We start from the raw sequence: 26503 nt of genomic DNA on the forward strand, positions 1-26503 counted from the left end.
GGCCATTGGTCATGGGCCATGACGCGACGCGGGAATGTTAGAATCGAGAACCATTTACATCCAGCAGAGAACACGCTAGATGACGCTGTCCGAACTGCCGCTGCACACCTCGGCCGTGGTCGAGTCCGTGCAGGACCTGCATGCCAACGATGCCATTGCCCGGCGCCTGCGCGAGCTGGGTTTCGTGAACGGCGAGGAAGTGCGCCTGGTGGCCAAGGGCCCGGTGGGCGGCGAGCCGCTGCTGGTGCAGGTCGGGTTCACCCGGTTCGCGCTGCGGATCAGTGAAGCCAAGCGGGTCGTGGTCGACGCCGCCAGCCAGGAACGACGTGCATGACCGCAATCGCCGCCACCGCCCCCCTGCGCATCGCGCTGGTCGGTAACCCCAACAGCGGCAAGACCGCGCTGTTCAACCAGCTGACCGGCAGCCGGCAGAAGGTCGCCAACTACACCGGCGTCACCGTCGAGCGCAAGGAGGGCCGCCTGCGCGCGCCGTCCGGCCGTGAATTCGCCGTGCTTGACCTGCCGGGCGCCTACAGCCTGCATCCGGCCAGCCTGGACGAGGCGATCACCCGTGACCTGTGCCGGGGCTTCTACCCGGGCGAGGCCGCGCCGGACGTGCTGCTGTGCGTGATCGACGCCACCAACCTGCGCCTGCACCTGCGCTTCGCGCTGGAACTGCGCGAGCTGGGCAAGCCGATGGTGGTGGCCCTGAACATGGTCGACGCGGCCCAGCGCCGCGGCATCCAGGTGGATGTGGCCGCGCTGGAACGCGAGCTGGGCGTGCCGGTGGTGGAGACCGTGGCGGTGCGCAAGCAGGGCGCCAAGGCCCTGGTCGAGCGCCTGGACGCCATGGTGCCGCACCTGGATGCGCCGGTGCCGGGCCCGGAAGGTGGCATCGATTACCACGCCAAGGTGCGCGGGATCCTGTCGGTCGCCGTGCGCATGCCGGCACGGACCGCGAAGATCGACGACGCGCTGGACCGCTGGCTGCTGCACCCGGTGTTCGGCCTGGTCAGCCTGGCGGTGGTGATGTTCCTGATCTTCCAGGCGGTGTACGCCTGGGCGACGCCGCTGATGGACGGCATCGAGGCTGGCTTCGCCTGGCTCGGCACCTTTGTTGGCAGCGTGCTGCCGGAAGGCCCGCTGGCCAGCCTGCTGACCGACGGCATCATCGCAGGCGTCGGCGGCGTGGTGGTGTTCCTGCCGCAGATCCTGATCCTGTTCTTCTTCATCCTGGTGCTGGAGGAGTCCGGCTACCTGCCGCGTGCGGCGTTCCTGCTCGACCGCATGATGGCGGCCGCCGGCCTGTCCGGCCGCTCGTTCATCCCGCTGCTGTCCAGCTTCGCCTGCGCGGTGCCGGGCATCATGTCCACGCGCAGCATCCAGGACCCGCGTGACCGCCTGGCCACGATCCTGGTGGCGCCGCTGATGACCTGCTCGGCGCGCCTGCCGGTGTACGCGCTGCTGATCGGTGCGTTCATTCCGCAGAAGACGGTGTGGGGCGTGTTCAACCAGCAGGGCCTGGTGCTGTTCGGCCTGTATGCGGCGGGCATTCTCAGCGCGCTGGCGATGTCGTGGATCATGAAGAAGTGGCGTCGCGACAAGAGCGAGCACCCGCTGATGCTGGAGCTGCCGTCGTACCGCCTGCCGCATGTGCGCGACCTGGCCGTGGGGCTGTACGAGCGCGGCATGATCTTCCTCAAGCGCGTCGGCGGCATCATCCTGGCGCTGACCATCCTGCTGTGGGTGCTGCTGTCGTTCCCGGCGGCACCGGCCGACGCCACGATGCCAGCCATCGACTACAGCTACGCCGGCCAGATCGGCCATGCGATGGCGGTGTTCTTCGCGCCGCTGGGCTTCAACTGGCAGATCTGCATCGCGCTGATCCCGGGCCTGGCCGCGCGCGAGGTGGCGGTGTCTTCGCTGGCCACCGTGTATGCGCTGTCGGCCGCCGATGACGATGCCGCCAGCCAGGCGCTGACCCCGCTGATCAGCGATGGCTGGTCGCTGGCGACCGCGCTGTCGCTGCTGGTCTGGTACATCTACGCCCCGATGTGCATCTCGACGCTGGCCACCATCAAGCGCGAGACCAATTCGTGGAAGCAGATGGGCTTTGCCGCGTTCTACCTGTTCGCAGCGGCTTATGTGGCCGCACTGATCACCTACCAGGTGACCAGGGCGCTGGGAGGCGGCTGATGGATACCGGCCTGCTGATCCAGTACCTGATCATCGCGGTGGCTGTGCTGGTCAGTGCCTGGGTGGTGCTGAAGAAGCAGTTCCCGGGCACCGTGCGCACGCTGCGCGGTGCGTTGGCGTTGGCCCTGTTGAAGCCGGGCCGCGCCGCCTGGCTGCAGGCGCTGGGGCGGAAAATCGCGCCGCCGGCAACGGGCGGCGGTGGTGGTGCCTGTGGCGGTTGCGACAGCTGCGGGCCGACCAAGAAGTAGCGTCGAGCCATGCTCGACGGCGGCCGGCCGGTGGGTGCGAACCTTCGGCCGGTGGTGCGGGCCTTCGCCCTGTGGGTGCAAACCTTCGCCCTGTGGGTGCGGACCTTGGTTCGCACGCTCTCGGGATTCAGACCTCTCTGCGGATGATCGCCCGGAAGTTCCCGTCCCGGTTGAATCGCCGCACCGATTCCCTGTTCCCATGGGCTGCCGCGAAACCTGCCACGTCGGCCAGGGCATCGAGCAGCAGGGCCTTCAACGCGTCGCGGTTACCGGCCTCCAGCAGATCTTCAAGATCCTGCTGGATGAAGGTCCGGCGCAGGCCCGGCGTTTCTTCGATCCGCCAGTCGACATGGGGCGTGGGGATGCTGGAGCGGTACCGGAAAGCCGTTTCAAGATCGTCAGGCGCGAGGGGATACGCGAGCAGCTCCGGAAAGTAGAGTCCAGCATTCACATAGAAGCCCCGGCTTTCGCTGGCGCGCTGGTGATTCACGACAAGCAGCGCGGCGTCCAGCAAGCGGTAGCGGGTCGTCGACGTCCCGGCAAAGCCGGTCTTCCTGGCGCACTTGCTGAAGACAGTCGAGGATTTCATGGGCTTTGCCTGGGCCGTAACAAGGGCCCACAGCCTTGAGGCGCAGTGCCTGACGGTCAATTGGCAAACGCGACACCCGCAACGAGTGCCGCAGGTGGGTGCGAACGCTCCAGGTGGGTGCGAACCTTGGTTCGCACGCTCTTCCAGCTAGTTGGCCCGTGAGCCCAGCTCCGCTGCCAACGCCAGCCACCGGTTGCGTTGCTCCGGCGAGCTGCTGCGCACCGCACCGAGTCGGCTGACCCGCACCGGGCGGATGCCGCAGAATTCCAGAATAGTGGCGCGGATCTGGGTGATGCCCGGGTCGCGGTAGATCCAGCGGTAATACCAGGGCGGCGTATCCAGCGTGGTGATCACCCGTGCGCTGCGACCGGCCAGCAGCCGGTCCCACCAGACTGAATCGCGCCGGTAGCGGAAGGCGTACCCCGGCAGCAGCACGCGATCGAAGAAGCCCTTCAGCAGCGCCGGCATCGCGCCCCACCAGGTGGGATAGACCAGCACCAGATGGTCGCAGGCCTCGATCGCATCCGCAGTGTCCTGCAGGTCGGCTTCCAGCGGCTGGATCTGGCGGTAGCCATGGCGCAGCACCGGATCGAACTCGAGTTCGCCCAGTGCGATCAGGCGCACCCGATGGCCAGCATTCTCGGCGGCGGTGGCGTAGCGCTGGGCGAGGGCACCGCACAGGCTGTCGCGGTCGGGATGGCCGAGCAGGATCAGGATGGAACGGGACACGGCAACCTCGGGCAATGGAAAGTGCGCGAGGTTGGGCTATGCCCTTGGGGCAGAGTCAACCACCAGCGGCGCAGCCGCTGGGTTCCAGGATGCAGTCACCGCTGCCGGAGTGCAGCCACTGCCGCAGTTCGTCGCTGACCTGCTGCAGGTCGAGCTCGACCTGCGCCAGCCGTGCCCGCTCGCTGGCGATGCGGCTGCGTTGTTGCTCGAGCAGGGCCAGCACCGCGGGCCAGTCGAGCCGTCCGTCGCGGCCCTGCAGGCGGGAGATCGCGGCCAGGGTGATGCCCAGCGCCAACGCCTGGCGGATCAGCTGCACCCAGGCCACATCCTGTTCGCTGTAGTCGCGATAGCGGTTCAGCCGCGGCACCGGCGGCAGTAGTCCGCGCGCCTCGTACAGGCGGATGGCCTTGGCGCTGGCGCCGGTCAGGCGGCTGACCTCGGAAATGCGCATTGGCTCAGTCCCGCACCAGCCCGCCATCGACCACCAGGTTCTGCCCGGTCACCGCGCGCGACCAGGGGCTGGCGAAGAACAGCGCGGCATCGGCGAATTCTGCTGGCGTGGTAACGCTGCGCAGTGGCGTGTTGGCGGCGATGTAGTCGAACACTGCCTCCGGCGTGGCAGCGCTGGCATCGGTGGTGCGCAGCAGGCCGCCGGACAGCATGTTCACGGTGATGCCATGCGGGCCGAGGTCGCCGGCCAGCGTGCGCGTGAGGGACAGTAGCGCGGCCTTGGCGGCGGTGTAGTCGTGGTAGGGCACGACCGGGTTCTGGAACAGGTTGGTGCCGATGTTGATGATGCGGCCGAAGCGTCGGGCCTGCATGCCGGGCAGGGCGGCCTGCACGGTGTTCAGCGCGCCGCGCACGCTGCCCTCGAACTGCGCCTGGAAGGCCGGCCAGCCGATATCGGCGGCGCCGTCGCGGGCATCACCATTGAACGAGAACGCGGCGAGCGCGTTGTTGACCACGGTGGTGACGCCCTGGCCGAAGTGGGCCAGGGCGTGCTGCAGCATTGCATCGACCTGGCTGCGGTCGGTGACGTCGGCCGGCAGCGCGATCGCCTGTCCGCCCAGCTCGGCGGCCAGCGCCCGTGCGGGGCCTTCGCTGCGGTGGTAGTTGACGATGACGCGCGCACCCTGCGCCGCGAACGCGCGGGCGATGTGCTGGCCAAGGCCGCGGCCGGCGCCGGTGATCAGCACCAGCTGTTCGCTGATCTGCATGAGGGAGCTGCCATCCATTGCATGAAAGGGCATGCAGCGTAGCAGCGATGGCGCTTGCCGGAGCGGGCGTGCTGCCGCTAGCCTGCAGGCATGAACCAGACTCCTCTGCGATTGCTCATTCACGGTGCCTCCGGGCGCATGGGCCAAGCCCTGCTGCGGCTGGCCGCCGAACATCCCGAAACCCTGCAGATCGTGGCCGCAGTGACCGGCCGTGCGCCGGCACAGCGCGTGGTCGACGGCGTGCCGTTCTTCGGCGCCAGTGAGCTGCCCGGCGCGCCGGTGTTCGATGTGGCGATCGACTTCAGCCTGCCGGAGGGCTTCGACCCGATGCTGGCGCTGTGCGTGGAGCGGGGTGCCGGGCTGGTGTCGGGCACCACCGGTATCTCCAGCACGCAGCGGCAAGCGTTGGAGGCCGCGGCGGCGAAGATCCCGCTGGTATGGGCCTCGAACTTCAGCCTGGGCGTGGCGGTACTGGACGAGCTGGTGGAGCGCGCGGCGCAGGCGCTGGCCGGCTGGGACTGCGACATCGTCGAATCGCACCACACCCAGAAGAAGGATGCGCCATCGGGCACCGCGCTGACCCTGGGCGCGGCCGCGCAACGGGGCGGGGCGGAGCCGCACTACGCCAGCCTGCGTGCCGGTGACATCGTGGGCGAGCACCTGGTGCAGTTCACCGGTCTGGGCGAGCGCATCGAGCTGGTGCATCGGGCCACCAACCGCGACATTTTCGCCCGCGGCGCCCTGTTCGCCGCCCGCCAGCTGCAGGGGCGGGCGCCGGGCAGCTACCGGGTGCGGGACCTGCTGCAGTAGGGCGGGCTGATTCGTGGGGTCGGATCCCTTTCCTGCGGAAAGGGCTCTGACCCCATCCGAGGGCGCCTGGGGTCAGAGCCTTTCCCATTCGGGAAATGGATCCGACCCCGCCTCCGGCCCGCATACGCCATCGGATTGAAATGAATGCGCAATCGCCGAAGCGCGATAACCGCTGGCGCGAGCGCCCCGGCAGCGCTACAATTCGCACTCGCCGAATCACGAAAGCCGGACCGGTCCCAGACCGTACGTCCGCGCTTTTTTGCAACCGGATTTCCGTGAAGCGCAGGCGTGACTTCGGCAGCCCCCTCGGTAGCCAAAGTGAGATTCCCGTGACCCAAGCCGCAATCCTCGTCCTCGAAGACGGCACCGTATTCGAGGGCGAATCCGTAGGCGCGCCCGGCCTGTCCGTCGGTGAGGTGGTGTTCAACACCGCCATGACCGGCTACCAGGAAGTGCTGACCGACCCGTCCTACGCCCGGCAGATGGTCACGCTGACCTATCCGCATATCGGTAACACCGGCATGACCGACCAGGACAACGAAGCGTCCAAGGTGTGGTCGGCCGGCCTGATCGTGCGCGACGTTCCGCGCCGCCCCAGCAACTGGCGCAGCCAGGTGTCGCTGCAGGACTGGCTGATCCAGCGTGGCGTGGTCGCCATCGCCGGCATCGACACCCGCAAGCTGACCCGCATCCTGCGCGAGAAGGGCGCGCAGAACGGTGCGCTGATGGCCGGCGACATCGACGTGGAAAAGGCACTGGAAGCCGCCCGCAAGTTCCCGGGGCTGAAGGGCATGGATCTGGCCAAGGTCGTCACTACCGAGAAGACCTACACCTGGACCGAGGGCCAGCTGGACCTGGATGCCAACGCTTTCGTCAGCGTGCCGGCCCGGTTCAAGGTCGTGGCCTACGACTTCGGCGTGAAGACCAACATCCTGCGCATGCTGGCCGAGCGTGGCTGCGAAGTGACCGTGGTACCGGCGCAGACCCCGGCCGCCGAAGTGCTGGCCCTGAAGCCGGACGGCGTGTTCCTGTCCAACGGCCCGGGTGACCCGGAGCCGTGTGACTACGCCATCGAAGCGATCAAGACCTTCATCGATGTGAAGATCCCGACCTTCGGCATCTGCCTGGGCCACCAGCTGCTGGGCCTGGCCTCGGGCGCGCAGACCATGAAGATGGGCCATGGCCACCACGGTGCCAATCACCCGGTGCAGGACCTGGACAGCGGCCGGGTGATGATCACCTCGCAGAACCACGGCTTCGCGATCGATGAAGCGACCCTGCCGCCGACCCTGCGCGTGACCCACCGTTCGCTGTTCGACGGCACCAACCAGGGTGTCGCCCGCACCGACGTGCCGGCGTTCTCGTTCCAGGGCCACCCGGAAGCGTCGCCGGGCCCGACCGATGTCGGTCCGCTGTTCGACCGCTTCGTGGTGCTGATGGAGCAGGCCAAGGCGTGATCAGTACGCCGCCGGCCCCCCGGTGGCGTCGCGATGGACCGTAAACCCCGCATCGCTGCTGCCCCCGGCGCGGCGCTGCGGATCAAGATTCCTGATCGACAGCGTGCGATCACTCCCCCTTGTCACGCTGTACTGACTTAGAGAAGAAAATGCCCAAGCGCACTGACCTCAAGACCATCCTCATCATCGGTGCTGGCCCGATCGTCATCGGCCAGGCCTGCGAGTTCGACTACTCCGGCGCCCAGGCCTGCAAGGCCCTGCGTGACGAGGGTTACCGCGTGGTGCTGGTCAACAGCAACCCGGCCACGATCATGACCGACCCGGAGATGGCCGACGCCGTCTACATCGAGCCGATCAACTGGCAGACGGTCGAGAAGATCATCGCCAAGGAAAAGCCCGATGCGCTGCTGCCGACCATGGGTGGCCAGACCGCGCTGAACTGCGCGCTGGACCTGGCCGACAACGGCGTGCTGGAGAAGTACAACGTCGAACTGATCGGCGCCAAGCGCGAAGCGATCCGCATGGCCGAAGACCGCGAGCTGTTCCGCGTGGCCATGGGTGAGATCGGCCTGGAATGCCCGACCGCCGCCGTCGCCCACACCCTGGACGAAGCGCTGGAGATCCAGACCCGCGTCGGCTACCCGACCATCATCCGCCCCAGCTTCACCCTGGGCGGCAGCGGTGGCGGCATCGCCTACAACCGCGAAGAGCTGGTCGAGATCGTCAGCCGCGGCCTGGAACTGTCGCCGACCACCGAGGTGCTGGTGGAAGAGTCGGTGCTGGGCTGGAAGGAATTCGAGATGGAAGTGGTCCGCGATACCGCGGACAACTGCATCATCGTCTGCTCGATCGAAAACCTTGACCCGATGGGCGTGCACACCGGTGACTCGATCACCGTGGCGCCGGCGCAGACCCTCACCGACAAGGAATACCAGCGCCTGCGCGATGCCTCCATCGCCGTGCTGCGCAAGATCGGCGTCGATACCGGTGGCTCGAACGTGCAGTTCGGCATCAACCCGAAGACCGGCCGCGTGGTCGTCATCGAGATGAACCCGCGCGTGTCGCGTTCCTCGGCGCTGGCCTCCAAGGCCACCGGCTTCCCGATCGCCAAGGTCGCCGCCAAGCTGGCCGTGGGTTACACCCTGGACGAACTGAAGAACGAAATCACCGGTGGCCTGACCCCGGCCTCGTTCGAACCGTCGATCGACTATGTCGTCACCAAGATCCCGCGCTTCGCCTTCGAGAAGTTCCCGGCCGCCGACGCCCGCCTGACCACCCAGATGAAGTCGGTGGGCGAGGTGATGGCGATGGGCCGTACCTTCCAGGAGTCGGTGCAGAAGGCCCTGCGTGGCCTGGAAACCGGCAAGGTCGGCTTCGACCCGACCGGCCTGGACCTGGCCAACGAAGACGACCTGCAGACCCTGCGTCGCGAGTTGAAGGCGCCGGGCCCGGAGCGCCTGTTCTTCGTCGCCGACGCGTTCCGCGCCGGCATGAGCGTGGAAGAGATCTACGCACTGTCGTTCATCGACCACTGGTTCCTGGACCAGATCGAGGAAATCATCGCTGCAGAAGGCGAAGTCGCTGCCGGTGGCATCGACGCGCTGGACGCCGCACGCCTGCGCAAGCTGAAGCGTGCTGGCTTCTCCGATGCGCGCCTGGCGCAGCTGACCGGCACCAATGAAGCCGCCATCCGCGCGCTGCGTCGTGCGCACAAGGTGCGCCCGGTCTACAAGCGCGTGGACTCCTGCGCCGGTGAATTCTCCACCGGCACCGCCTACCTGTACTCGACCTACGAGGACGAGTGCGAGGCCGCGCCGAGCAACCGCGACAAGATCATGATCCTGGGCGGTGGCCCGAACCGCATCGGCCAGGGCATCGAGTTCGACTACTGCTGCGTGCACGCCGCACTGGCGCTGCGCGAGGATGGCTATGAAACCATCATGGTCAACTGCAACCCGGAAACCGTGTCGACCGACTACGACACCTCCGACCGCCTGTACTTCGAACCGCTGACCCTGGAAGACGTGCTGGAGATCGTCGAACTGGAACAGCCGAAGGGCGTGATCGTGCAGTACGGCGGCCAGACCCCGCTGAAGCTGGCGCGCGCGCTGGAAGCCAATGGCGTGCCGGTGATCGGCACCAGCCCGGACTCGATCGACCTGGCCGAAGACCGCGAGCGCTTCCAGCAGCTGGTCGACACGCTGGGCCTGAAGCAGCCGCCGAACCGCATCGCCCGCAACGACCAGGAAGCCCTGCTGCTGGCCCGCGAGATCGGCTACCCGCTGGTGGTGCGCCCGAGCTACGTGCTGGGCGGCCGTGCGATGGAAATCGTCTACGGCGAAGCCGACCTGGCCCGCTACGTGCGCGACGCGGTGAAGGTGTCCAACGATTCGCCGGTGCTGCTGGACCGCTTCCTCGACAACGCCGTGGAGTGCGACGTCGACATCATTGCCGATGCCCAGGGCAACGTCCTGATCGGTGGCGTGATGGAGCACATCGAAGAAGCCGGCGTGCACTCGGGCGATTCCTCGTGCTCGCTGCCGCCGTACTCGCTGTCGGCTGAAACCCAGGCCGAGCTGCGCCGCCAGGTGGTGGAGCTGGCCAAGGCCCTGAACGTGGTCGGCCTGATGAACACCCAGTTCGCGATCCAGACCAGCGACGAGGGTGCCGACACCATCTACCTGCTGGAAGTGAACCCGCGTGCCTCGCGCACCGTGCCGTTCGTGTCCAAGGCCACCGGCATGCCGCTGGCCAAGATCGCCGCCCGCTGCATGGCCGGCAAGACGCTGGCCGAGCAGGGCGCGACCAAGGAAATCGTGCCGGACTACTACTCGGTGAAGGAAGCGATCTTCCCGTTCGCCAAGTTCCAGGGCGTCGACCCGATCCTCGGGCCGGAGATGCGCTCCACCGGTGAGGTGATGGGCGTGGGCCGCACCTTCAACGCCGCCTTCGCGCGGGCGCAGGAAGCCGGCGGCATCAAGGCCCCGCCGGTTGGCAAGGCCTTCGTCTCGGTGCGTGATCCGGACAAGAAGCGCGTGCTGCCGGTGGCCAAGGCGCTGCTGGCGCGCGGCTACAGCCTGGTCGCCACCCGTGGCACCGCCGCCTGGCTGCAGCAGCACGGCATGGACTGCGAGATCATCAACAAGGTGGTCGAAGGCCGTCCGCACATCGTCGACTCGATCAAGAACGGCGAGATCGTCTACATCGTCAACACGACCGAAGGTCGTTCGGCGATCAACGACTCGTTCTCGATCCGTCGCGAGGCGCTGCAGCATCGCGTCACCTACTCGACCACCATTGCCGGCGCCAAGGCGCTGGTGGATTCACTGGAATTCCGCGGCACCGGTCCCGTCTGGTCGCTGCAGGAGCTGCACAAGGAGTTGAATGCATGAGAGCCCCCATCACCATGAAGGGCGCGCAGAAGCTGCGCGACGAACTGGATCACCTGAAGTCGGTCAAGCGCCCGAAGGTGATCGCCGCCATCGCCGAAGCGCGTGAGCATGGCGACCTGAAGGAGAACGCCGAGTACCACGCCGCGCGCGAGGAACAGGGCTTCATCGAAGGCCGCATCAAGCAGCTGGAAGGCGAGCTGTCGCACGCCGAGATCATCGACGTGAGCAAGCTCAACGCCGGCTCCAAGGTGGTGTTCGGCGCCAGCGTGACGCTGGCCGACGTGGAAACCGACGAAGAGAAGAAGTACCAGATCGTCGGTGACCTGGAAGCGGACATCAAGCTGGGCCTGATCGCGATTTCCTCGCCGGTGGCGCGCGCGATGATCGGCAAGCTGGAAGGCGATTCGATCGTGATCGACGCCCCGGCCGGCCAGCGCGAGTACGAGATCGTCAGCGTCAGCTACGTGGACTGACACGGTGGCAACGGCGACCCTGCTGTTGCCGGCCCGCAGCCGCTTTGCCGCGGCTGCGTTGCCGGACGATGTGGCACGTGCGCTCGGCCGTGCCACGACCGTGCAGGTCGCGCCGGGCGAACGCGCGCAGCTGACGCGCCATTTCGCGGTTGCCGCGCCGCACTGGCCGGTGGCCGCGTTGACCCGCCAGCGCGACGTCGGCGATGCGGCCGGCGCCAGCTGGCTGCGTGCCGATCCGGCCTGCATGGTGCCGGACATGCATGGCGCGCGGATGATGGCCTACGGCGAAACCCTGCGGCCGACGCTGGCCGACAGCCTGGCCCTGCTGCCGGTGCTGCAGCCCTTGTTTGCCGATGCCGGGTTCGTGCTTGACGCACCGGACCCGTCGCGCTGGTACCTGCGGCTTCCAATCGACCTGGTGCTGCCGGACTTCAATAGTCCGGACGAGGTGCTGGGCGATGACCTGTTCTCGCATCTGCCGGAGGGCGAGGGCGGCCGTCGCTGGCGGGCGCTGATGACCGAAGCGCAGGTACTGCTGCACAACCATTCCTGGAACCAGCAGCGCGCCGCTCAGGGACAACAGCCGATCAATTCGCTGTGGTTCTGGGGCGGTGGCGTGATGCCGGTGTCGGTCAGCACGCCGCACGCACAGGTGCGCAGCCGCGATGCCCTGCTGCAGGGCCTGGCCCTGGCGGCTGGCGTAGCCGTGGATGGCGAACAGGCGGTGGATGCACTGGTCGACCTGCGCCAGCTGCGTTCGCTGCAGCAGCTCGGCAATGATGCAATCCGGCCGCTGCTGGCCGCGCTCAAGCGTGGCGAGCTGCAGCGGCTGGTGCTCGATTTCGAGGACGGCCTGCAGTTCCAGCTGGACCGCGGCCAGCGCTGGCAGTTCTGGAAGAAGCCGCGGCAGCTTCACGATTGATCGGGGTCGACCGATCGGGGTCGGATCCGTTTTCCATCGGAAAACGGCTCTGACCCCCAGGGTTTGTCGGGGTTGCCGACCAGCGGCCGGCACTACCGCAGGTAGCGGCGCCTCAACGGACCTCGCTGACCACCGTCGGCAGTGTCCAGTGCCCGCCGAGCATATTGCGACACTGGCCCGTCGTGAAATCGCTGCTCTTCACGAAGCGCTCCCCGTCCCACACCCAGTCATTGGCGGAGATGCAATCGCCGACACCGCGGCCTCGGGAGCGGCCTCGCAGCGTAGCGTCATCGCGGTCAAAATCTTCGGCCAGGTTGGTGACAAAGGTCGCCTGGTACGGCGATTTGTCTCGCACCACCCAGTAGGCGTTGCTCATGTTGTAGGCACCCACGAAGCAACTGGTGCTTGCCAGTACATGCTGGGCGTCCAGTCGCTGGATCTCGATCTCATCTGTCCCGCCATCGCTCAGGCGGCCGCACTCATCCGGCTTCGGCAGGCTGGCGATCAGTGCCTTGCGCAGGCCCGGCGCTTTCGCCAGTGCCGCGTCCGAGGACCGCGGTGCCACCAGCGTGCCGCGCATGATCACTGGCACCGGTAATGCCGCAGGCACGCTCGCTTCGGGCTTGTCGCCACGCCGCACCAGCGCACCGGGCGTGCCCAGCCGGCCCTGGGCCTCGTCCATCTTCAGCAGTACGGCCGCTGCGCCGCTGTCGGAGATCGGCCACGCCTTGCCCTTGCCGTCGATGATCTCGATGCGTGCCTGGCGCGGCAGTGCGGCGACCAGTGCATCGGTCTGTGCCTGCTGCAACAACACGTTGTCCCTGTCGCCGGTGTCGTGCACCGGGCCCAGGTCCTTGCCGTTCAGGCGCAGGCGCAGCGCCCCGGTCGGCGTCGGGCTTTCGCCATCCTCGCCATTGCGCAGCCGCGCGAGCACCTTCGTACCCGGGCCGCCCGCGCGTTCCAGCATCAGGCTGAGCAGATTGCCGGGTTCTTCCGGGCTGTAGCCGGCGGCGCGGCAGGTGCGGGTGTTGTCACAGGCCAGCGACCAGTCGTTGTGCTGGAACTGCACGCCGGCCTTCGGTTCGGGCGTGGCGGCGTGGGCGGCCGGGGCCAGTGCGAGGCCCAGCAGCGCGGGAAGCAGCGTGCGATGCATGCGTTGAAGTCCATTTCAGGGCCGACAAGCATGGAAGATATGCTGGCAGATTCCAAATGCTCGCGATCAGGGGGGGAGCCTCCTGCGGGCAGAGAGATCCGACCCCGCGCTATCATGGGGATGTCTTCCGCAACCCGGCGATGCCGATGTCCCTTGCCGCCGATGCTGTGCAGCCATTCCCTGATACGCCGACGATCCGCCGCCGCGATGCGGTTGCGCCCGGCAGCTGGCCGGATGGCACGCTGCCGCTGCTGGCGCGTCTCTATGCCAACCGGGGCGCGGGTACACCGGAGTTGGCGCAGCCGAAACTGGGCCATCTGCACGCCCCCGAGCTGCTGACCGGCATCGATGATGCGGTGGGCCTGCTGATCGAGGCCATCGCCAATGACAAGCGCATCCTGGTGGTCGGCGATTTCGATTGCGATGGCGCCACCGCCTGTGCGGTCGGCGTGCGTGGCCTGCGCATGCTCGGCGCGCAGCATGTCTTCCACGCGGTGCCGAACCGAATGGTGCACGGCTACGGCCTGTCACCTTCTCTGGTGGAGGAGCTGGCCGAGCTGCAGCCGGACCTGCTGGTCACGGTCGACCACGGCATCGCCTGCCATGCGGGCGTGATCGCGGCCAAGGCGCGGGGCTGGCAGGTGCTGGTCACCGACCATCACCTACCCGGGCCGCAGCTGCCGCCGGCCGATGTCATCGTCGATCCCAATCTCGACGGTGATGCCTTCCCCAGCAAGTCGCTGGCCGGCGTCGGCGTGATCTTCTACGTGCTGATGGCGCTGCGCCGGCACATGCGCGAGGCCGGCGTCTTCGCCGATGGCAAGGGGCCGGACCTGACCACGCTGCTGGACCTGGTGGCGGTCGGCACCGTCGCCGACCTGGTGGCGCTGGATCCGAACAACCGGGCACTGGTCAGCGCGGGCCTGCGGCGCCTGCGCGCGGGGCAGGGCTGTGTCGGCCTGCGTGCGCTGATCGAAGCCAGCGGCCGTGATGCCGCGCGGCTCACAGCCACCGACATCGGCTTCGCGCTTGGCCCGCGCCTGAATGCCGCGGGCCGGCTGGAAGACATGGCGCTGGGCATCGCGCTGCTGCTGACCGAAGACCCGCGCCAGGCGCGCGAGATCGCGCAGACGCTGGAGCAGATCAATTCGGAACGGCGCGCCGTGCAGCAGTCGATGACCGATGACGCCGAGCAGGCGTTGACCCGGGTAGTGCTGGACATGGCCGGTCAGCGACCGGTGGCGGCCTGCCTGTTCGATGCCGACTGGCATCCGGGCGTGGTCGGCCTGGTCGCGTCGAAGATGAAGGACCGCCTGCATCGACCGGTGATCGCCTTCGCGCCGGCCGAACCCGGCGCCGACACCCTGCGAGGCTCGGCGCGCTCCATTCCCGGCCTGCACATCCGTGACGCCCTGGCGCTGGTCGATGCGCGCCATCCGGGCCTGATCGAGCGCTTCGGCGGCCACGCCATGGCGGCCGGGCTCAGCCTGCGGCGTGACCACGTCGATGACTTCAAGGCCGCCTTCGTCGCGGTGGTGCTGGAGATGCTCGATCCGGCGGCACTGCAGCAGCAGGTGCTCAGTGACGGCGAGCTGGCCGCGGACGAGCTGGACCATCGCCACGCCGATGCGTTGCGCCTGGCCGGGCCGTGGGGCCAGGGTTTCCCCGAGCCACTGTTCGACGGCCACTTCGAAGTGGCCAACTGGCGCGTGCTGAAGGAGCGTCACCTGAAGCTGGAGCTGCGCCTGCCCGGCGTACCCGGCACGATCAACGCCATCCATTTCGGCGGCTGGCACGGCAACGCGCCCGGTCGCCATGTGCATCTCGCCTATCGCCTCGCCTGCGACGACTATCGCGGCGGCAGCGCCATCCAGCTGATCGTGGAGCACTGCCTGCCCGCATGAAAAAAGGGGACGGAGGGGATTAAGTCGCTTGTGCCTTGTTTGCCACTTGCGACTTAATCCCCTCCGTCCCCTTTTTGGGGGCGCCAACCCCATTACGGTTGCTGGTGCGTTCAAAGGTTCACGATCCCACTGGAGTCCGCTCATGGTCTTCGTCCGTTGCTGCACTGTGTTGTTGCTGGCCCTCGCGGCCTGGCCCGCTGGCGCGCAGTCGCCGCCGATCTCCCGGCCGCAGGCCAGCATGCCTTTGCTGATTGCCCCGGCCGCCGAGCAGGCGGTGCAGCTGCGACACGCCCGCATCGAAGGCGAAGTCCAGGCCGGCATCGCCCAGACCCGGATCACACTGGAATTCCACAACCCGAACCGGCGCGTGCTGGAGGGCGAGCTGCAGTTCCCGCTGGCCGACGGTCAGCAGATCAGCGGCTTCGCGCTGGATATCAACGGCGAGATGCGTGACGCGGTGCCGGTGCCCAAGGACCGCGGCCGCCAGGTTTTCGAGGAGATCGCCCGCCGCGGCGTCGACCCGGGCCTGCTGGAACAGACCGCTGGCAACCAGTTCCGGTTGCGCATCTACCCGCTGCCGGCCGGCGGTAGCCGGCGCGTGGAGCTGGTGATTCGCGAGCCGTTGGCCTTCGCCGGCCAAGGCTGGCAGTGGACGCTGCCGCTGCAGTTCGCCGCCGGTGCAGCCTCGGTTGAGCTGAAACTGCAGGCCCCCGACACGGCCACCGCGGGTACGGCGCCATTCCGCATCAGCGCGGGCCAGCTGCAGTGGCAGGGCAGGGGCGCGCAGCTGCCGCAGCAGCTGCAGTGGAGCCTGCCGGCAGCCCGACAGGCACAGGTGCAGGTGGCGCCCTGGCAGGACGGCCATTACCTGTTGGCGCAGCTGCCGGTGGTGGCCAGCAGCACGCCGCGCACGTTGCCCAGCGAGATCGGGCTGCTGTGGGACGGCTCCGGTTCGGCGGGGCAGCGCGATCGCTCGCGTGAGTTCGCCCTGCTGGATCGCTACTTCGCTGCGCTGGGTGACGGCACCGTGGCCTTGACCGTGCTGCGCGATCGCGCCGAGCCGGTGCGTCGATTCCGCATCCGCGCCGGCAACTGGAACGAGCTGCGTGCGGCGCTGCAGGCCGTACGCCCGGACGGTGCCAGCGCGCTGGCGCAGTGGCAGCCGCAGGCGGGCGTGAAGGAATACCTTCTGGTCAGCGATGGACTGTTGACCTATGGGCCGGAACAGCTGCCGGCGATGGCGCCGGACCAACGCCTGTTTGCGATCAGCAGCGCCGGTGCGCGCACCGATGCCGTGCGACTGCGTGGCTGGAGCGAAGCGCATGGTGGTCGCTTCGTCGCGCTGGGGAAGGATGTCGAATTGGCCGCCCGTGAGCTGCTGTCGTCGCCGCTGGATGTGCAGGTCGATGCAGGGCGCGGCGTGCAGGACGTGGTGATCGATCGTCGCAGTGAAGCCCAGGGCTGGTTGTGGCTGCATGCACGACTGGCGGCCGACGGTGTGCCGATGCGGGTGCGCGTGGGTGGCGGCGAATGGCAGGCGCTGCCCGCCACGCAGAAGAGCAAAGACGGTGAACTGCTGGCAGGCTTGTGGGCGCAGGCGCGCCTGCAGCAGCTGGCCGCCGACCGCCGTGGCAACCGTGAGGCGATGCAGCGCCTGTCACAACAGTTCGGCCTGGTCGGGCCGGATACCTCGCTGATCGTGCTGGAGACGCTGGAGGACTACCTGCGCTATGCGATCCGCCCTTCGGGCACGTTGCGCGCCGAGTACGACGCCAGGTTTGCAGTGCAGGTAAGTGATCGCGCCGCAGCCGATCGCCAGCGCCTGGATGAAGTGGCCGCTCGCTGGAAGGAGCGCCAGCAGTGGTGGAACCGCAGCTGGCCGAAGGGTGTGCCGCCGCAGCCGAAGGGCGGGGCACTCGAAGTGGCCTCCGCGGACTACGCGATGGAATCAGCGCCGGTGGCGATGCTCGCCGCGCCGGCCCCGGCGGCACCACCCGCCCCGGCACCGATGGCCGCCGCCGCCGAGCAGCGCATGGAAGCCAGCAGCGCGCGTGCGCGTCGCTCAGCGCCTGCATCGAACAAGGCCCTGGATTCAATCACGGTCACTGGTGGCCGTGTCGCTGCGCCCGCTGCTGCCAACGACGGCCAACTCGGCATCCAGCTGGCGGCCTGGCAGCCGGACTCGGCCATCGCCCGGCGCCTGCGCGAGGGCCCGCCGTCGCAACTCTACGACCGCTATCTGGCCGAGCGCGATGCCCACGCCGACAGCAGCGCGTTCTTCCTCGATGTGGCCGACCTGCTGCTGGAGCAGGGCCAGCGCGAACTGGCACTGCGGGTACTGTCGAACCTGGCCGAGATGGATCTGGACAACCGGCATCTGCTGCGCGTGCTCGGCTACCGGCTGATGCAGGCTGATGCCCCGGCACTGGCGGTGCCGGTGTTCGAGCAGGTGCTGGCGATGGGCCAGGAAGAACCGCAGAGCTTCCGCGACGTGGGCCTGGCGCTGGCAGCGGCCGGCAAGCCGCAACAGGCGCTGGCACCGCTGTACCAGGTGGTGGTGCGGCCGTGGGACAGCCGCTTCGATGGCATCGCCCTGATCGCATTGGATGAGCTGACCAACCTGGTGGCGCGCAGCACGCCACGGCTGGATACCTCGGCCATCGACCCGCGCCTGCTGCAGGCAATGCCGCTGGACCTGCGCGTGGTGCTGTCCTGGGATGCCGACAACAGCGACATGGACCTGTGGGTGACCGACCCGAACGGCGAGCGTGCCTACTACGGCAACCGCCAGACCTACCAGGGCGGGCGGATGTCGCAGGACTTCACCGGCGGCTATGGCCCCGAGCAGTTCTCGCTGCGCAACGCCAAGCCGGGCAAGTACAAGGTCGAGGCGAACTATTTCGGCAGTCGCCAGCAGCTGGTGACCGGTGCGACGACGCTGATGCTGCGCCTGACCACCCATTGGGGCACGGCCAAGCAGAAGGACCAGATGGTGACGATGCGGCTGAAGGATCGCGCCGAAACCGTGCTGGTGGGCGAGTTCGAGGTGCGTTGATCGCTCGGGCACCCGTGTAGAGTCGAGCTGGCTCGACTGCCTCAATGTAGAGCCGAGCCTGCGCTCGGCTCATGGCAGAAGCAGCCGAGCGTGGGCTCGGCTCTACACTACTGCGGTGCGCGCCATTGGCGCCGCCGGCGGATTCGCACGCAGGCCGAACAGGGGCCGCAGCCAACGCACGCGACGGATCAGCAACTCATGGATCAGCAGGCAGCCGCCGACAGTACCGGCCAGCAGCAGGGCCGGTTCCATCCACGGGCCCAACTGAAGTGGCTTGAGCCAGAACAGCAGCACGATGATCAGGCTCTGGTGCAGCATGTACCAGGGATAGATCGCCTCGGTGCAGTACGGCAGCCAGCGGAACGGGCGATCGAGGAAGACCTTTCCCCAGCCGAGGATGGCCAGCAGCGCGGTCCATACGTAAAGCGACTGGCTGGCCCGGCCCTGCAGGTCCCAGAACGGTTCGGGCCATTGCCGCAGCGGGGAATCGGCGGGCAATACCTGGCCGAGGATGCGCAACCCCAGATACCAGCCGACGGCAGCCAGCGCCAGCCATAGCGTGGTGCGGCGCAGGGCGACCACGCGCTCCCAGAACACCGGTTCACGACCCAGCAGGTAGCCGGCCAGGAACACCGTCGCGTACTTCGCGTGCTGGTACCAGTCGCCGAGCAGGGCATTGGTGGACGGGTAGATCGGCTCCAGCCAGATCACCCAGGCCAGCAGCAGGGCGGACGGAAGGCCGATCAGCAGCATCGGCGATGCTGCGCAGAGCGCCATCGCGCGGCGAACCACCGCCGTTCCCAGCAATGGCATCAACAGGGCCAAGGCCAGCGTGTAGTTCCACAGATAGGCCAGGTACCACAGGTGGTTCCAGGTGATGCCGTACTGCCAGCCGGCGAAGCTGCCTTCCGGCCACGGTCGCACCTGCCAGTAGCGCAGCAGGAACTGGCCGAAGCCGGGTGCCACGTGGCCGTTGGCCACGCCTTCGCAATAGGGCTGGATCGGCACGATCACGAACATGCCGAACAGCAGCGGCAGCAGCAGCCGCCAGGTGCGCAGGCCGGCGAAGCGCAGCAACCTGCCTTCCGGCCGCATCAGCGCGATGGCGATACCCGAGATCAGGAACAGCAGCGACATCCGCCAGCGGTTGACGAACAGCATTGGCCACTGCAGCCATTCGGCGGTATGCACGCTCTTGAGGTGAAAGCCCCAGTCGTCCACGTAGGCCATGGCGGTGTGGTAGAGGATCAGCAGGGCGAAGGCGAACACGCGCAGGGCGTCGATGTCGTAGCGTCGGGTCATGGTGGTGGTGTGCCGGAGAGTCGAGCCAAGGTGACGCCGCCCGGTCCGTGCGGCGACTGGCAAGGGGCCGCTGGAACCGACGCAGTGACCAATGGCGGGGGTGGTGGGATCAATGGAGCCGCTACCCTTTGTCCCTTGAGGCAGGCTGGAGCACCGCAACGACATGGATGCAGCAATGACTCAGGGCCGACCATCGCGCTGGCGTACTTCAACCCGGCTGCTGGTATGGGCGGCGATCCTGTCGGCCTCGGCAGTGACCAATGCGCTGGTGGAAGTGATGGACGCCAGTCGCCGCGGCGCCGATCTCGGGCTGTGGGAGCCGATGATCTGGGAGTTCAGCAGCCTCGGCCTGGTCCTGTTGACCCTGCCGCTGCTGTGGTGGGGCTGCGAGCGCTGGCCGCTGCATGCCGATACCTGGAAGCGGCGATTGCCGCTGTATCTGCTGGCCAGCGTCGGCTGGTCGCTGCTGCACGTGGTGGGGATGGTGCTGCTGCGGCACCTGGCCTACGGGTCGCTGGGCCATCGCTACCAGGATGATGCCGGCTGGCTGGAGCGTTTTGCCTACGAATACCTGAAGGATGTACGCACGTTTGCGATGTTCGTGGCACTGGAGCACTTTGCCAGCTGGTTCGGCCGGCGCAGGCAGGGCGAGGCGAGCCTGCTGGCCGAGCCGGACGTCGGCCCGCCGGTGGAGCCGGTCGAGCGCCCCCAGCACTTCCTGGTGCGCAAGCTGGGCAAGGAGTTCCTGGTCGCCACGGCGGACGTGGAGTATGCCCAGGCCGCGGGGAACTATGTGAACCTGCGGGTACGCGGCCACGACTATCCGCTGCGGATCACCATGGCGGTGCTGGAGCAGCGGCTCGACCCGGGCGAGTTCCTGCGCCCGCACCGCAGCTGGCTGATCCATCGGGGCCAGCTGCGCTCGATCGAGCCGCTGGACGGTGGCGAGGCCCTGCTGCACATGGCCGACGGGGCGAAAGTGCCGTGCAGCCGGCGCCAGCTGCCGCTGCTGCGGCAGGCGCTGGGGGCAGGGTGAGGCCCTCATTCCGGGCACCCGCAGCCTGCGGTATCATTACCAGTCATCTTTTGAATGCATAACCGCCGACATGATCGAACTGAATCCTGTCCGCCAGCGCATCACCGATCTGACCGATCGCGTGCTGTCGCTTCGGGGGTATCTTTGACTACGACGCCAAGAAAGAGCGTCTTGAAGAAGTAACGCGGGAGCTGGAAAGCCCCGACGTCTGGAACAACGCCGAGTACGCCCAGAACCTGGGCCGCGAACGTTCCAGCCTGGAAAAGACCGTGGGCGGCATCGCCTCGGTGCTCGATGGCCTGAACGATGCCACCGAGCTGCTGGAGCTGGCCGAGTCCGAGCAGGACGAGGACACCGCCCTGGCCGTGGTCGCCGACCTGGACAAGCACCAGGCCCACGTGGAGAAGCTGGAGTTCCAGCGCATGTTCTCCGGCGAGATGGACAATGCGGCGGCGTTCGTCGACATCCAGGCCGGTGCCGGCGGCACCGAAGCCCAGGACTGGGCCGAGATCCTGCTGCGCATGTACCTGCGCTGGTGCGAGTCGCGCGGCTGGAAGACCGAACTGATGGAAGTGTCCGGTGGCGACGTTGCCGGCATCAAGTCGGCCACGCTGCGCGTGGAAGGCGACTATGCCTATGGCTGGCTGAAGACCGAGACCGGCGTGCACCGCCTGGTGCGCAAGTCGCCGTTCGACTCGGACAACCGCCGCCACACCAGCTTCACCTCGGTGTTCGTGTCGCCGGAAATCGACGACAACATCGACATCACCATCAACCCGGCCGACCTGCGTACCGACGTGTACCGTTCGTCCGGTGCCGGTGGCCAGCACGTGAACAAGACCGAGTCGGCGGTGCGTATCACCCACATCCCGACCAACATCGTCGTGGCCTGCCAGACCGGCCGCAGCCAGCACCAGAACCGCGACAACGCGATGAAGATGCTGGCCGCCAAGCTGTATGAACTGGAGATCCAGAAGCGCAACGCCGAGAAGGACGCGGTGGAAGCCACCAAGTCCGACATCGGCTGGGGCAGTCAGATCCGCAACTACGTGCTCGACCAGAGCCGCATCAAGGACCTGCGCACCGGCATCGAACGGTCGGACACGCAGAAGGTGCTGGACGGCGACCTGGACGAGTTCGTCGAGGCCAGCCTGAAGGCCGGCCTGGCCGTGGGCTCCAAGCGCGTCGATGCCTGATCGGCGCGCCTGCGCGGATATCGTCACCCTCGTGCGCAACGCCGAGGGTGGCTGATCACGCTTCCGATGTGGGGCCGAGCCCATGCTCGGCTGCTGTTGGCGCAGTAGCAGATGCGTCGAGCATGGCTCGACGCTACCACGGGTACGGCGGTAGCGATGATGCGCAGCGAAAGTGAACGCAAGGAACTCGGCGGCTTTCTCAAGGCCTGCCGCGCCCGTGTCGATCCTGCCACGCTCGGCCTGCCGGCCGGGCGCCGGCGTACCCCGGGCCTGAAGCGCGAGGAAGTCGCGCTGGCGATCGGGGTGAGCGTCAGCTGGTACACCTGGATCGAGCAGGGCCGTGAAGTGCGCGCCTCGCCCGAGGTGCTGGAGCGCCTGGCGCAGGTGCTGCGCATGAGCGACGACGAACGCGCCTACGCGTTCGCGCTGTCCGGCTACGGCGTGCCGCTGGAATCACCGGACGAGAGCGTGACCGACGGCTTGCGCCAGCTGGTGGAGGCGATGCAGCCGATCCCGGCCTATGTGCGCAACACCCGCTTCGACATCCTGGCCTGGAACCCGGCCATCGCCGATCTGTTCGTGGACTACAGCCAACTGGCGCCGCATGAGCGCAACACGCTGCGGCTGATGTTCCTGTACCCGCCGTACCGCACGCTGATCCTCAACTGGGAAGAAATGACCCGCGGCCTGCTGGCAGGCTTCCGTGCGGCGATGGCGCAGGCGCCGGACAAGGCGCCGTTCCTGGCGCTGGTGGAGGACATCGCGGCGCATAGCGAGGAGTTCCGCCAGTGGTGGCCGGAGCACGACGTGCGCCGGTTCGATGAGGGTGCGAAGAAGCTGAACCATCCCACGCGCGGGCTGCTGGACCTGCAGTACGTGGCGCTGGTGCCGGAGAGCCGGCACGATCTTTCCCTGGTGACTTACCTGCCGCGTAGGTAGGTTGGTCGGCAGGGCTTGCAGCCCTGCACCTGCTCAATGCAACGGCCAAAGCCAGAGCCAGAGCTAGAGCTGGATTCCGTGGGTTGGCGGGGCGGTGTCGGAGTGCGGGGACGCCGTAAACCCGTCCCTGGGGGCTTGGCAGCCGCATCCATGCGGCTGACACCCCGCACTCCGACACCGCCCCACCTCCGACAGATTCCCGCGGCTGTGGGTAGGTGTCGACCTTGGTCGACACATCTGTCAGATATCGAAAGAAATTCCGGGGTCAGATCCGTTTTCCTATGGAAAACGGATCTGACCCCAAGAGCATTTCCGACAGATCGCGGAAAACCGTCGAAGGCGGGGTGGGTCCGGTTGCGGGAGTGTCCGCGGCATGGATGCCGCGGCCAAGCCCCATGGAAGGGTTTACGGCGTCTCCGGCAACCGGACCCACCTCGCCATCCCACAGATAGCCCGCTGTTGCTGCTGCTTCGGCTGTTGCCGTTGCCTCTGCGGGTGCAGGGCGCAGCCCTGCAAGAGCCCCCATTCAGACAGGTAAGTGCAGGTCACAGGATAAGCAGACGCCTTGTTGCCTCCGCCAATCGGGTCCACATTCCTGTGCAGGAGACGGGCCGCCGCCCGTCGTCGAGACACCAGGAGACCTGCATGTCCGCTGCCCCCACCACCGCCATTTCCCGCGATCCGGCTACCGGCCAGCAGATCGCCAGCCATCCCTTCGCCACCGATGCCGAACTGGATGCGATCCTCGAGCGTGGCCAGGCCGGTTTCGCCGCCTGGAGCGCCCGCAGCCTGGAACAGCGAGCGCAGGTGTTGCGTGCGATGGCGGGCGTACTGCGCCGTGACCGCGAGACGCTGGCTGCGCTGGCTACCGCCGAGATGGGCAAGGTGCAGGCCGAAGCACTGGCCGAGATCGAGAAGTGTGCCGTGCTGTGCGACTGGTACGCCGACCATGGTGCGCAGTTCCTGCGCGACGAGCCGACCCAGGTGCCCGACGACAAGGCTTACGTGTCCTACCTGCCGCTGGGCGTGGTGCTGGGCGTCATGCCGTGGAATTTCCCGTACTGGCAGGTGATGCGCGCGGCGGTACCGATCCTGATGGGCGGCAACGGCTTCCTGCTGAAGCCGGCCGAGAACATCGTCGGCACCGCGCAGCTGCTCGATGCCGCCTGGCGTGATGCCGGGCTGCCGGAAGGCACCTTCATCGCCGCCAACATCAGCCGCGAGGGCACCAGCCGCGCGATTGCCGATGACCGCATTGCGGCAGTCACCCTGACCGGCAGCGTGGCCGCAGGCCGCAGCATCGCTGCCCAGGCCGGGCAGGCGCTGAAGAAGGTGGTGCTGGAACTGGGCGGCTCGGATCCGTTCATCGTGCTGGCCGACGCTGACCTGGATGCGGCCGTCGATGCGGCGGTGACCTCGCGCTTCCAGAACACCGGGCAGGTCTGCATTGCCGGCAAGCGCATCATCGTTGAAGACGCGGTGTACGACCGCTTCGTGGCGCAGTTCTGCCAGAAGGTGCAGGCGCTGACCATCGGTGATGGCCGTGAAGCGGGCAATCGCATTGGTCCGATGGCACGCCAGGACCTGCTGGAACAGTTGGACGCGCAGGTGCGCGCCTCGGTGGACGCAGGCGCGAAGCTGCTCGTCGGCGGCCATCAGCTCGATCGCCCGGGCGCGTTCTACGCGCCCACCGTACTGGCGGACGTGGAGCCGGGCATGCAGGCCTTTGACACGGAAACGTTCGGGCCGGTGGCCTCGATCAGCCGCGCCCGCGATGCCGACCACGCGGTGGAACTGGCCAACCAGAGCGAGTTCGGCCTCAGCGGCAACCTGTGGACCGGTGACCGCGCGCGGGCCATGCAGCTGGCGCGCCGGCTGCAGACCGGCGGTGTGTTCGTCAACGGCTTCTCCGCTTCCGACCCTCGCGTGCCGATCGGCGGTGTGAAGAAGAGCGGCTTCGGCCGCGAGCTCTCGCACTTCGGCATCCGTGAATTCGTCAACGCGCAGACAGTGTGGTTCGACAAGCATTGACGCGCGGCTCTCATCCTTCCTGCAACGATCCACCATCAGTCCAGCACAAAGGACGGCATCCGATGTCCAAGGGTTCAGATCTGCTCGTCGCCGCACTTGAGAACGAAGGCGTCGAGCGCATTTTCGGCATTCCCGGCGAAGAAAACCTCGACGTGGTCGAGTCGCTCCGCCATTCCAGCATCGAACTGGTCATCACCCGCCACGAACAGGCGGCGGTGTTCATGGCGGCCACTTACGGCCGCCTGACCGGCAAGCCGGGCGTATGCCTGGCCACGCTCGGCCCGGGCGCGCTCAACTTCACCACCGGCGCCGCCTATGCGCTGCTGGGTGCGTGGCCGGTGATCATGATCACCGGCCAGAAGGGCATCGTCGCCAGCAAGCAGGCGCGCTTCCAGATCGTCGACATCGTCGGCACGATGAAGCCGCTGACCAAACAGGCGCGGCAGATCGTCTCGGCACGCACCATTCCGACCATCGTCCGCGAGGCGTTCCGTGTCGCCCAGGAAGAGCGCCCGGGCCCGGTGTTGCTGGAGCTGCCCGAAGACATTGCTGCCGATGAGGTCGAGGGCGTGGCGCTGATTCCGCCGCACGCGGTGGACCGTCCCATTGCCAGCCCGGAGGCGCTGGATCGGGCAGCAGAGCTCATCCGCAATGCAAAGCGGCCGCTGCTGATGATCGCTTCGGCGGCCTCGCGGCCGCAGTCCAGCGACGCGCTGTCCGCGTTCGTGCTGCGCGCCGGCATCCCGTTCTTCACCACGCAGATGGGCAAGGGCGCGGTGGCCGGTGGTTCAGGCCTGTACATGGGCACCGCGGCGCTGACCGAGCGCGATTACGTGCACATGGCGATCGACCAGGCCGACGTGATCGTGACCATCGGCCACGAGGTCACCGAGAAGCCGCCATTCGTGATGCGCCCGGGTGGGCCGACGGTGATCCATATCGGGTACTCGCAGGCGGCGGTGGAACAGGTGTATTTCCCGCAGGTGGAGGTGATCGGCGATATCGGTCGTTCGCTGACCCAGCTGGCCGACCGCATCGAGGGCGCGGTGCCGAATGCCGCTGCGCTGCTGCCGCTGCGCGCGACCATCCTCGAACACCTGGCCGACCGGGCCGAAGAGGTCGGGTTCACCCCGCAGCGGCTGGTGCACGACGTGCGCCAGGTGATGCCGCCGGATGGCATCGTGGCGCTGGACAACGGCATGTACAAGATCTGGTTCGCGCGCAACTACCGCACCCAGGTGGCCAACACGCTGCTGCTGGACAACGCGCTGGCGACGATGGGCGCGGGCCTGCCGTCGGCGATCATGGCCTCGATCCTGTATCCGCAGCGGCGGGTGCTGGCGGTGTGCGGCGACGGCGGCTTCATGATGAACAGCCAGGAGCTGGAGACGGCCCGCCGGCTGGGCCTGAACCTGGTGGTGCTGATCCTCAACGACGGTGCCTACGGCATGATCCGCTGGAAGCAGGCCGTGGACGGATTCACCGACTACGGCATGACCTTCAGCAACCCCGATTTCGTGAAGTACGCCGAGGCCTATGGCTGCAAGGGCCACGAGGTGACGGCCATCGAGCAGTTCATCCCGACCCTGGAAGCGGCCTTCAACGAGGGCGGGGTGCACCTGGTGTCGGTGCCGGTGGACTATTCGGAGAACCAGCGGGTGCTGGTGGATGAGTTGCGCCAGGCGTTCCCCGGCAACAGGTAGCGGCGGAGCAGGGCCGGCCGATCCGCCCGGTAGGTGTCGACCTTGGTCGACACGCACGGCGCCAACCAAGGTTGGCGGCTACCGGGGCGGGCCCGGCCCAGGGCTGGGGCTGGGCGGTTTTGGTATGCTGGGCAACCGGCTGTGCCGGGCG

21 protein-coding genes are annotated in these 26503 nt (G+C 67.6%); 15 read left to right on the forward strand and 6 right to left on the reverse strand.

All coding sequences use genetic code 11. From position 1 onward, the window contains the following. Positions 1 to 79: 79 nt before the first annotated feature. From AC5P7I_RS11850 to AC5P7I_RS11860, 3 genes are read left to right on the forward strand one after another with little or no spacing between them, the layout of a single operon-like run. Positions 80 to 334, forward strand: coding sequence for a FeoA family protein (locus tag AC5P7I_RS11850; RefSeq protein WP_005416370.1), 255 nt, complete (start codon positions 80 to 82; stop codon positions 332 to 334). After that, positions 331 to 2196 carry a ferrous iron transporter B gene (gene feoB / locus AC5P7I_RS11855; RefSeq protein ID WP_032959475.1) on the forward strand — a complete coding sequence of 622 codons (1866 nt, stop codon included), beginning with the start codon at positions 331 to 333 and terminating at the stop codon, positions 2194 to 2196. The genes AC5P7I_RS11850 and feoB overlap by 4 nt, the downstream gene beginning before the upstream one ends. Next, on the forward strand, positions 2196 to 2444 hold the full coding sequence (locus AC5P7I_RS11860) for a DUF6587 family protein (RefSeq protein WP_014646987.1): 249 nt from the start codon (positions 2196 to 2198) through the stop codon (positions 2442 to 2444). Before feoB ends, AC5P7I_RS11860 begins: the two co-directional genes overlap by 1 nt. Before the next feature lie 127 nt (positions 2445 to 2571). Here the strand turns inward: AC5P7I_RS11860 and AC5P7I_RS11865 are convergent, their stop codons facing one another. The 4 genes from AC5P7I_RS11865 to AC5P7I_RS11880 form a co-directional block, all read right to left on the reverse strand. Then, complete coding sequence (locus tag AC5P7I_RS11865) at positions 2572 to 3033, reverse strand: DUF4304 domain-containing protein (protein WP_014646988.1); 462 nt, start codon at positions 3031 to 3033, stop codon at positions 2572 to 2574. A gap of 147 nt (positions 3034 to 3180) precedes the next feature. Continuing rightward, positions 3181 to 3762 (reverse strand): NAD(P)H-dependent oxidoreductase, encoded by a 582-nt coding sequence (locus AC5P7I_RS11870; protein ID WP_049408776.1) that lies wholly within the window; start codon positions 3760 to 3762, stop codon positions 3181 to 3183. A 55-nt stretch (positions 3763 to 3817) separates the two neighbouring features. Continuing rightward, a complete protein-coding gene (locus tag AC5P7I_RS11875) occupies positions 3818 to 4213 on the reverse strand; it encodes a MerR family transcriptional regulator (protein ID WP_014646990.1) in 396 nt (131 codons plus the stop codon). A 4-nt stretch (positions 4214 to 4217) separates the two neighbouring features. Beyond that, on the reverse strand, positions 4218 to 4979 hold the full coding sequence (locus AC5P7I_RS11880) for a 3-oxoacyl-ACP reductase (RefSeq protein WP_425604946.1): 762 nt from the start codon (positions 4977 to 4979) through the stop codon (positions 4218 to 4220). A 90-nt stretch (positions 4980 to 5069) separates the two neighbouring features. Here AC5P7I_RS11880 and dapB point away from each other — a divergent pair, with 90 nt between their 5' ends. The 5 genes from dapB (at position 5070) to AC5P7I_RS11905 (ending at position 12033) form a co-directional block, all read left to right on the forward strand. Next, the gene (dapB, locus tag AC5P7I_RS11885; RefSeq protein WP_080052982.1) at positions 5070 to 5789 is read left to right on the forward strand and encodes a 4-hydroxy-tetrahydrodipicolinate reductase; all 720 of its coding nucleotides are present in this window, start codon (positions 5070 to 5072) and stop codon (positions 5787 to 5789) included. Between the two features lie 329 nt (positions 5790 to 6118). After that, on the forward strand, positions 6119 to 7246 hold the full coding sequence (carA, locus tag AC5P7I_RS11890) for a glutamine-hydrolyzing carbamoyl-phosphate synthase small subunit (RefSeq protein WP_014646993.1): 1128 nt from the start codon (positions 6119 to 6121) through the stop codon (positions 7244 to 7246). 149 nt (positions 7247 to 7395) lie between these two features. Then, positions 7396 to 10638, forward strand: a complete 3243-nt coding sequence (carB, locus tag AC5P7I_RS11895) for a carbamoyl-phosphate synthase large subunit (protein ID WP_014646994.1) — start codon at positions 7396 to 7398, stop codon at positions 10636 to 10638. Positions 10639 to 10646: 8 nt separating this feature from the next. Further along, on the forward strand, positions 10647 to 11111 hold the full coding sequence (gene greA / locus AC5P7I_RS11900; protein ID WP_026347191.1) for a transcription elongation factor GreA: 465 nt from the start codon (positions 10647 to 10649) through the stop codon (positions 11109 to 11111). Between the two features lie 4 nt (positions 11112 to 11115). After that, positions 11116 to 12033: a Regulatory protein, RpfE type gene (locus AC5P7I_RS11905; protein WP_014646995.1), complete on the forward strand. Its 918-nt coding sequence runs from the start codon at positions 11116 to 11118 to the stop codon at positions 12031 to 12033. A 112-nt stretch (positions 12034 to 12145) separates the two neighbouring features. Here AC5P7I_RS11905 and AC5P7I_RS11910 read toward each other — a convergent pair whose 3' ends face one another. Beyond that, complete coding sequence (locus AC5P7I_RS11910) at positions 12146 to 13186, reverse strand: DUF1176 domain-containing protein (RefSeq protein WP_262087510.1); 1041 nt, start codon at positions 13184 to 13186, stop codon at positions 12146 to 12148. Positions 13187 to 13332: 146 nt separating this feature from the next. Here AC5P7I_RS11910 and recJ point away from each other — a divergent pair, with 146 nt between their 5' ends. Together recJ and AC5P7I_RS11920 are read left to right on the forward strand one after the other, a co-directional pair. Continuing rightward, positions 13333 to 15090 carry a single-stranded-DNA-specific exonuclease RecJ gene (gene recJ / locus AC5P7I_RS11915; RefSeq protein ID WP_262087512.1) on the forward strand — a complete coding sequence of 586 codons (1758 nt, stop codon included), beginning with the start codon at positions 13333 to 13335 and terminating at the stop codon, positions 15088 to 15090. Between the two features lie 142 nt (positions 15091 to 15232). After that, a complete protein-coding gene (locus tag AC5P7I_RS11920; protein WP_262087515.1) occupies positions 15233 to 18145 on the forward strand; it encodes a DUF2135 domain-containing protein in 2913 nt (970 codons plus the stop codon). Positions 18146 to 18247: 102 nt separating this feature from the next. On the opposite strand, the gene AC5P7I_RS11925 is transcribed toward AC5P7I_RS11920, so the two are convergent. Beyond that, positions 18248 to 19447: an acyltransferase family protein gene (locus AC5P7I_RS11925; RefSeq protein ID WP_049418897.1), complete on the reverse strand. Its 1200-nt coding sequence runs from the start codon at positions 19445 to 19447 to the stop codon at positions 18248 to 18250. Between the two features lie 175 nt (positions 19448 to 19622). On the opposite strand from AC5P7I_RS11925, the gene AC5P7I_RS11930 reads away from it, so the two are divergent. From AC5P7I_RS11930 to AC5P7I_RS11950, 5 genes are all read left to right on the forward strand, one after another. Then, positions 19623 to 20483 (forward strand): LytTR family DNA-binding domain-containing protein, encoded by an 861-nt coding sequence (locus AC5P7I_RS11930; protein WP_032959458.1) that lies wholly within the window; start codon positions 19623 to 19625, stop codon positions 20481 to 20483. A 70-nt stretch (positions 20484 to 20553) separates the two neighbouring features. Further along, a protein-coding gene (gene prfB / locus AC5P7I_RS11935) for a peptide chain release factor 2 (RefSeq protein WP_014037064.1) occupies positions 20554 to 21679 on the forward strand; the annotation gives its coding sequence in 2 pieces (ribosomal slippage) (positions 20554 to 20628 and positions 20630 to 21679; 1125 coding nt in all). A 156-nt stretch (positions 21680 to 21835) separates the two neighbouring features. Then, the gene (locus AC5P7I_RS11940) at positions 21836 to 22618 is read left to right on the forward strand and encodes a helix-turn-helix transcriptional regulator (RefSeq protein WP_021204557.1); all 783 of its coding nucleotides are present in this window, start codon (positions 21836 to 21838) and stop codon (positions 22616 to 22618) included. Between the two features lie 645 nt (positions 22619 to 23263). After that, the gene (locus AC5P7I_RS11945; RefSeq protein ID WP_262087518.1) at positions 23264 to 24649 is read left to right on the forward strand and encodes an NAD-dependent succinate-semialdehyde dehydrogenase; all 1386 of its coding nucleotides are present in this window, start codon (positions 23264 to 23266) and stop codon (positions 24647 to 24649) included. A gap of 62 nt (positions 24650 to 24711) precedes the next feature. Further along, positions 24712 to 26352, forward strand: coding sequence for an acetolactate synthase large subunit (locus AC5P7I_RS11950; protein ID WP_111206961.1), 1641 nt, complete (start codon positions 24712 to 24714; stop codon positions 26350 to 26352). Positions 26353 to 26503: the final 151 nt, after the last annotated feature.

The sequence above is a fragment of the Stenotrophomonas sp. YJH_SMC_138 genome (assembly GCF_059369855.1).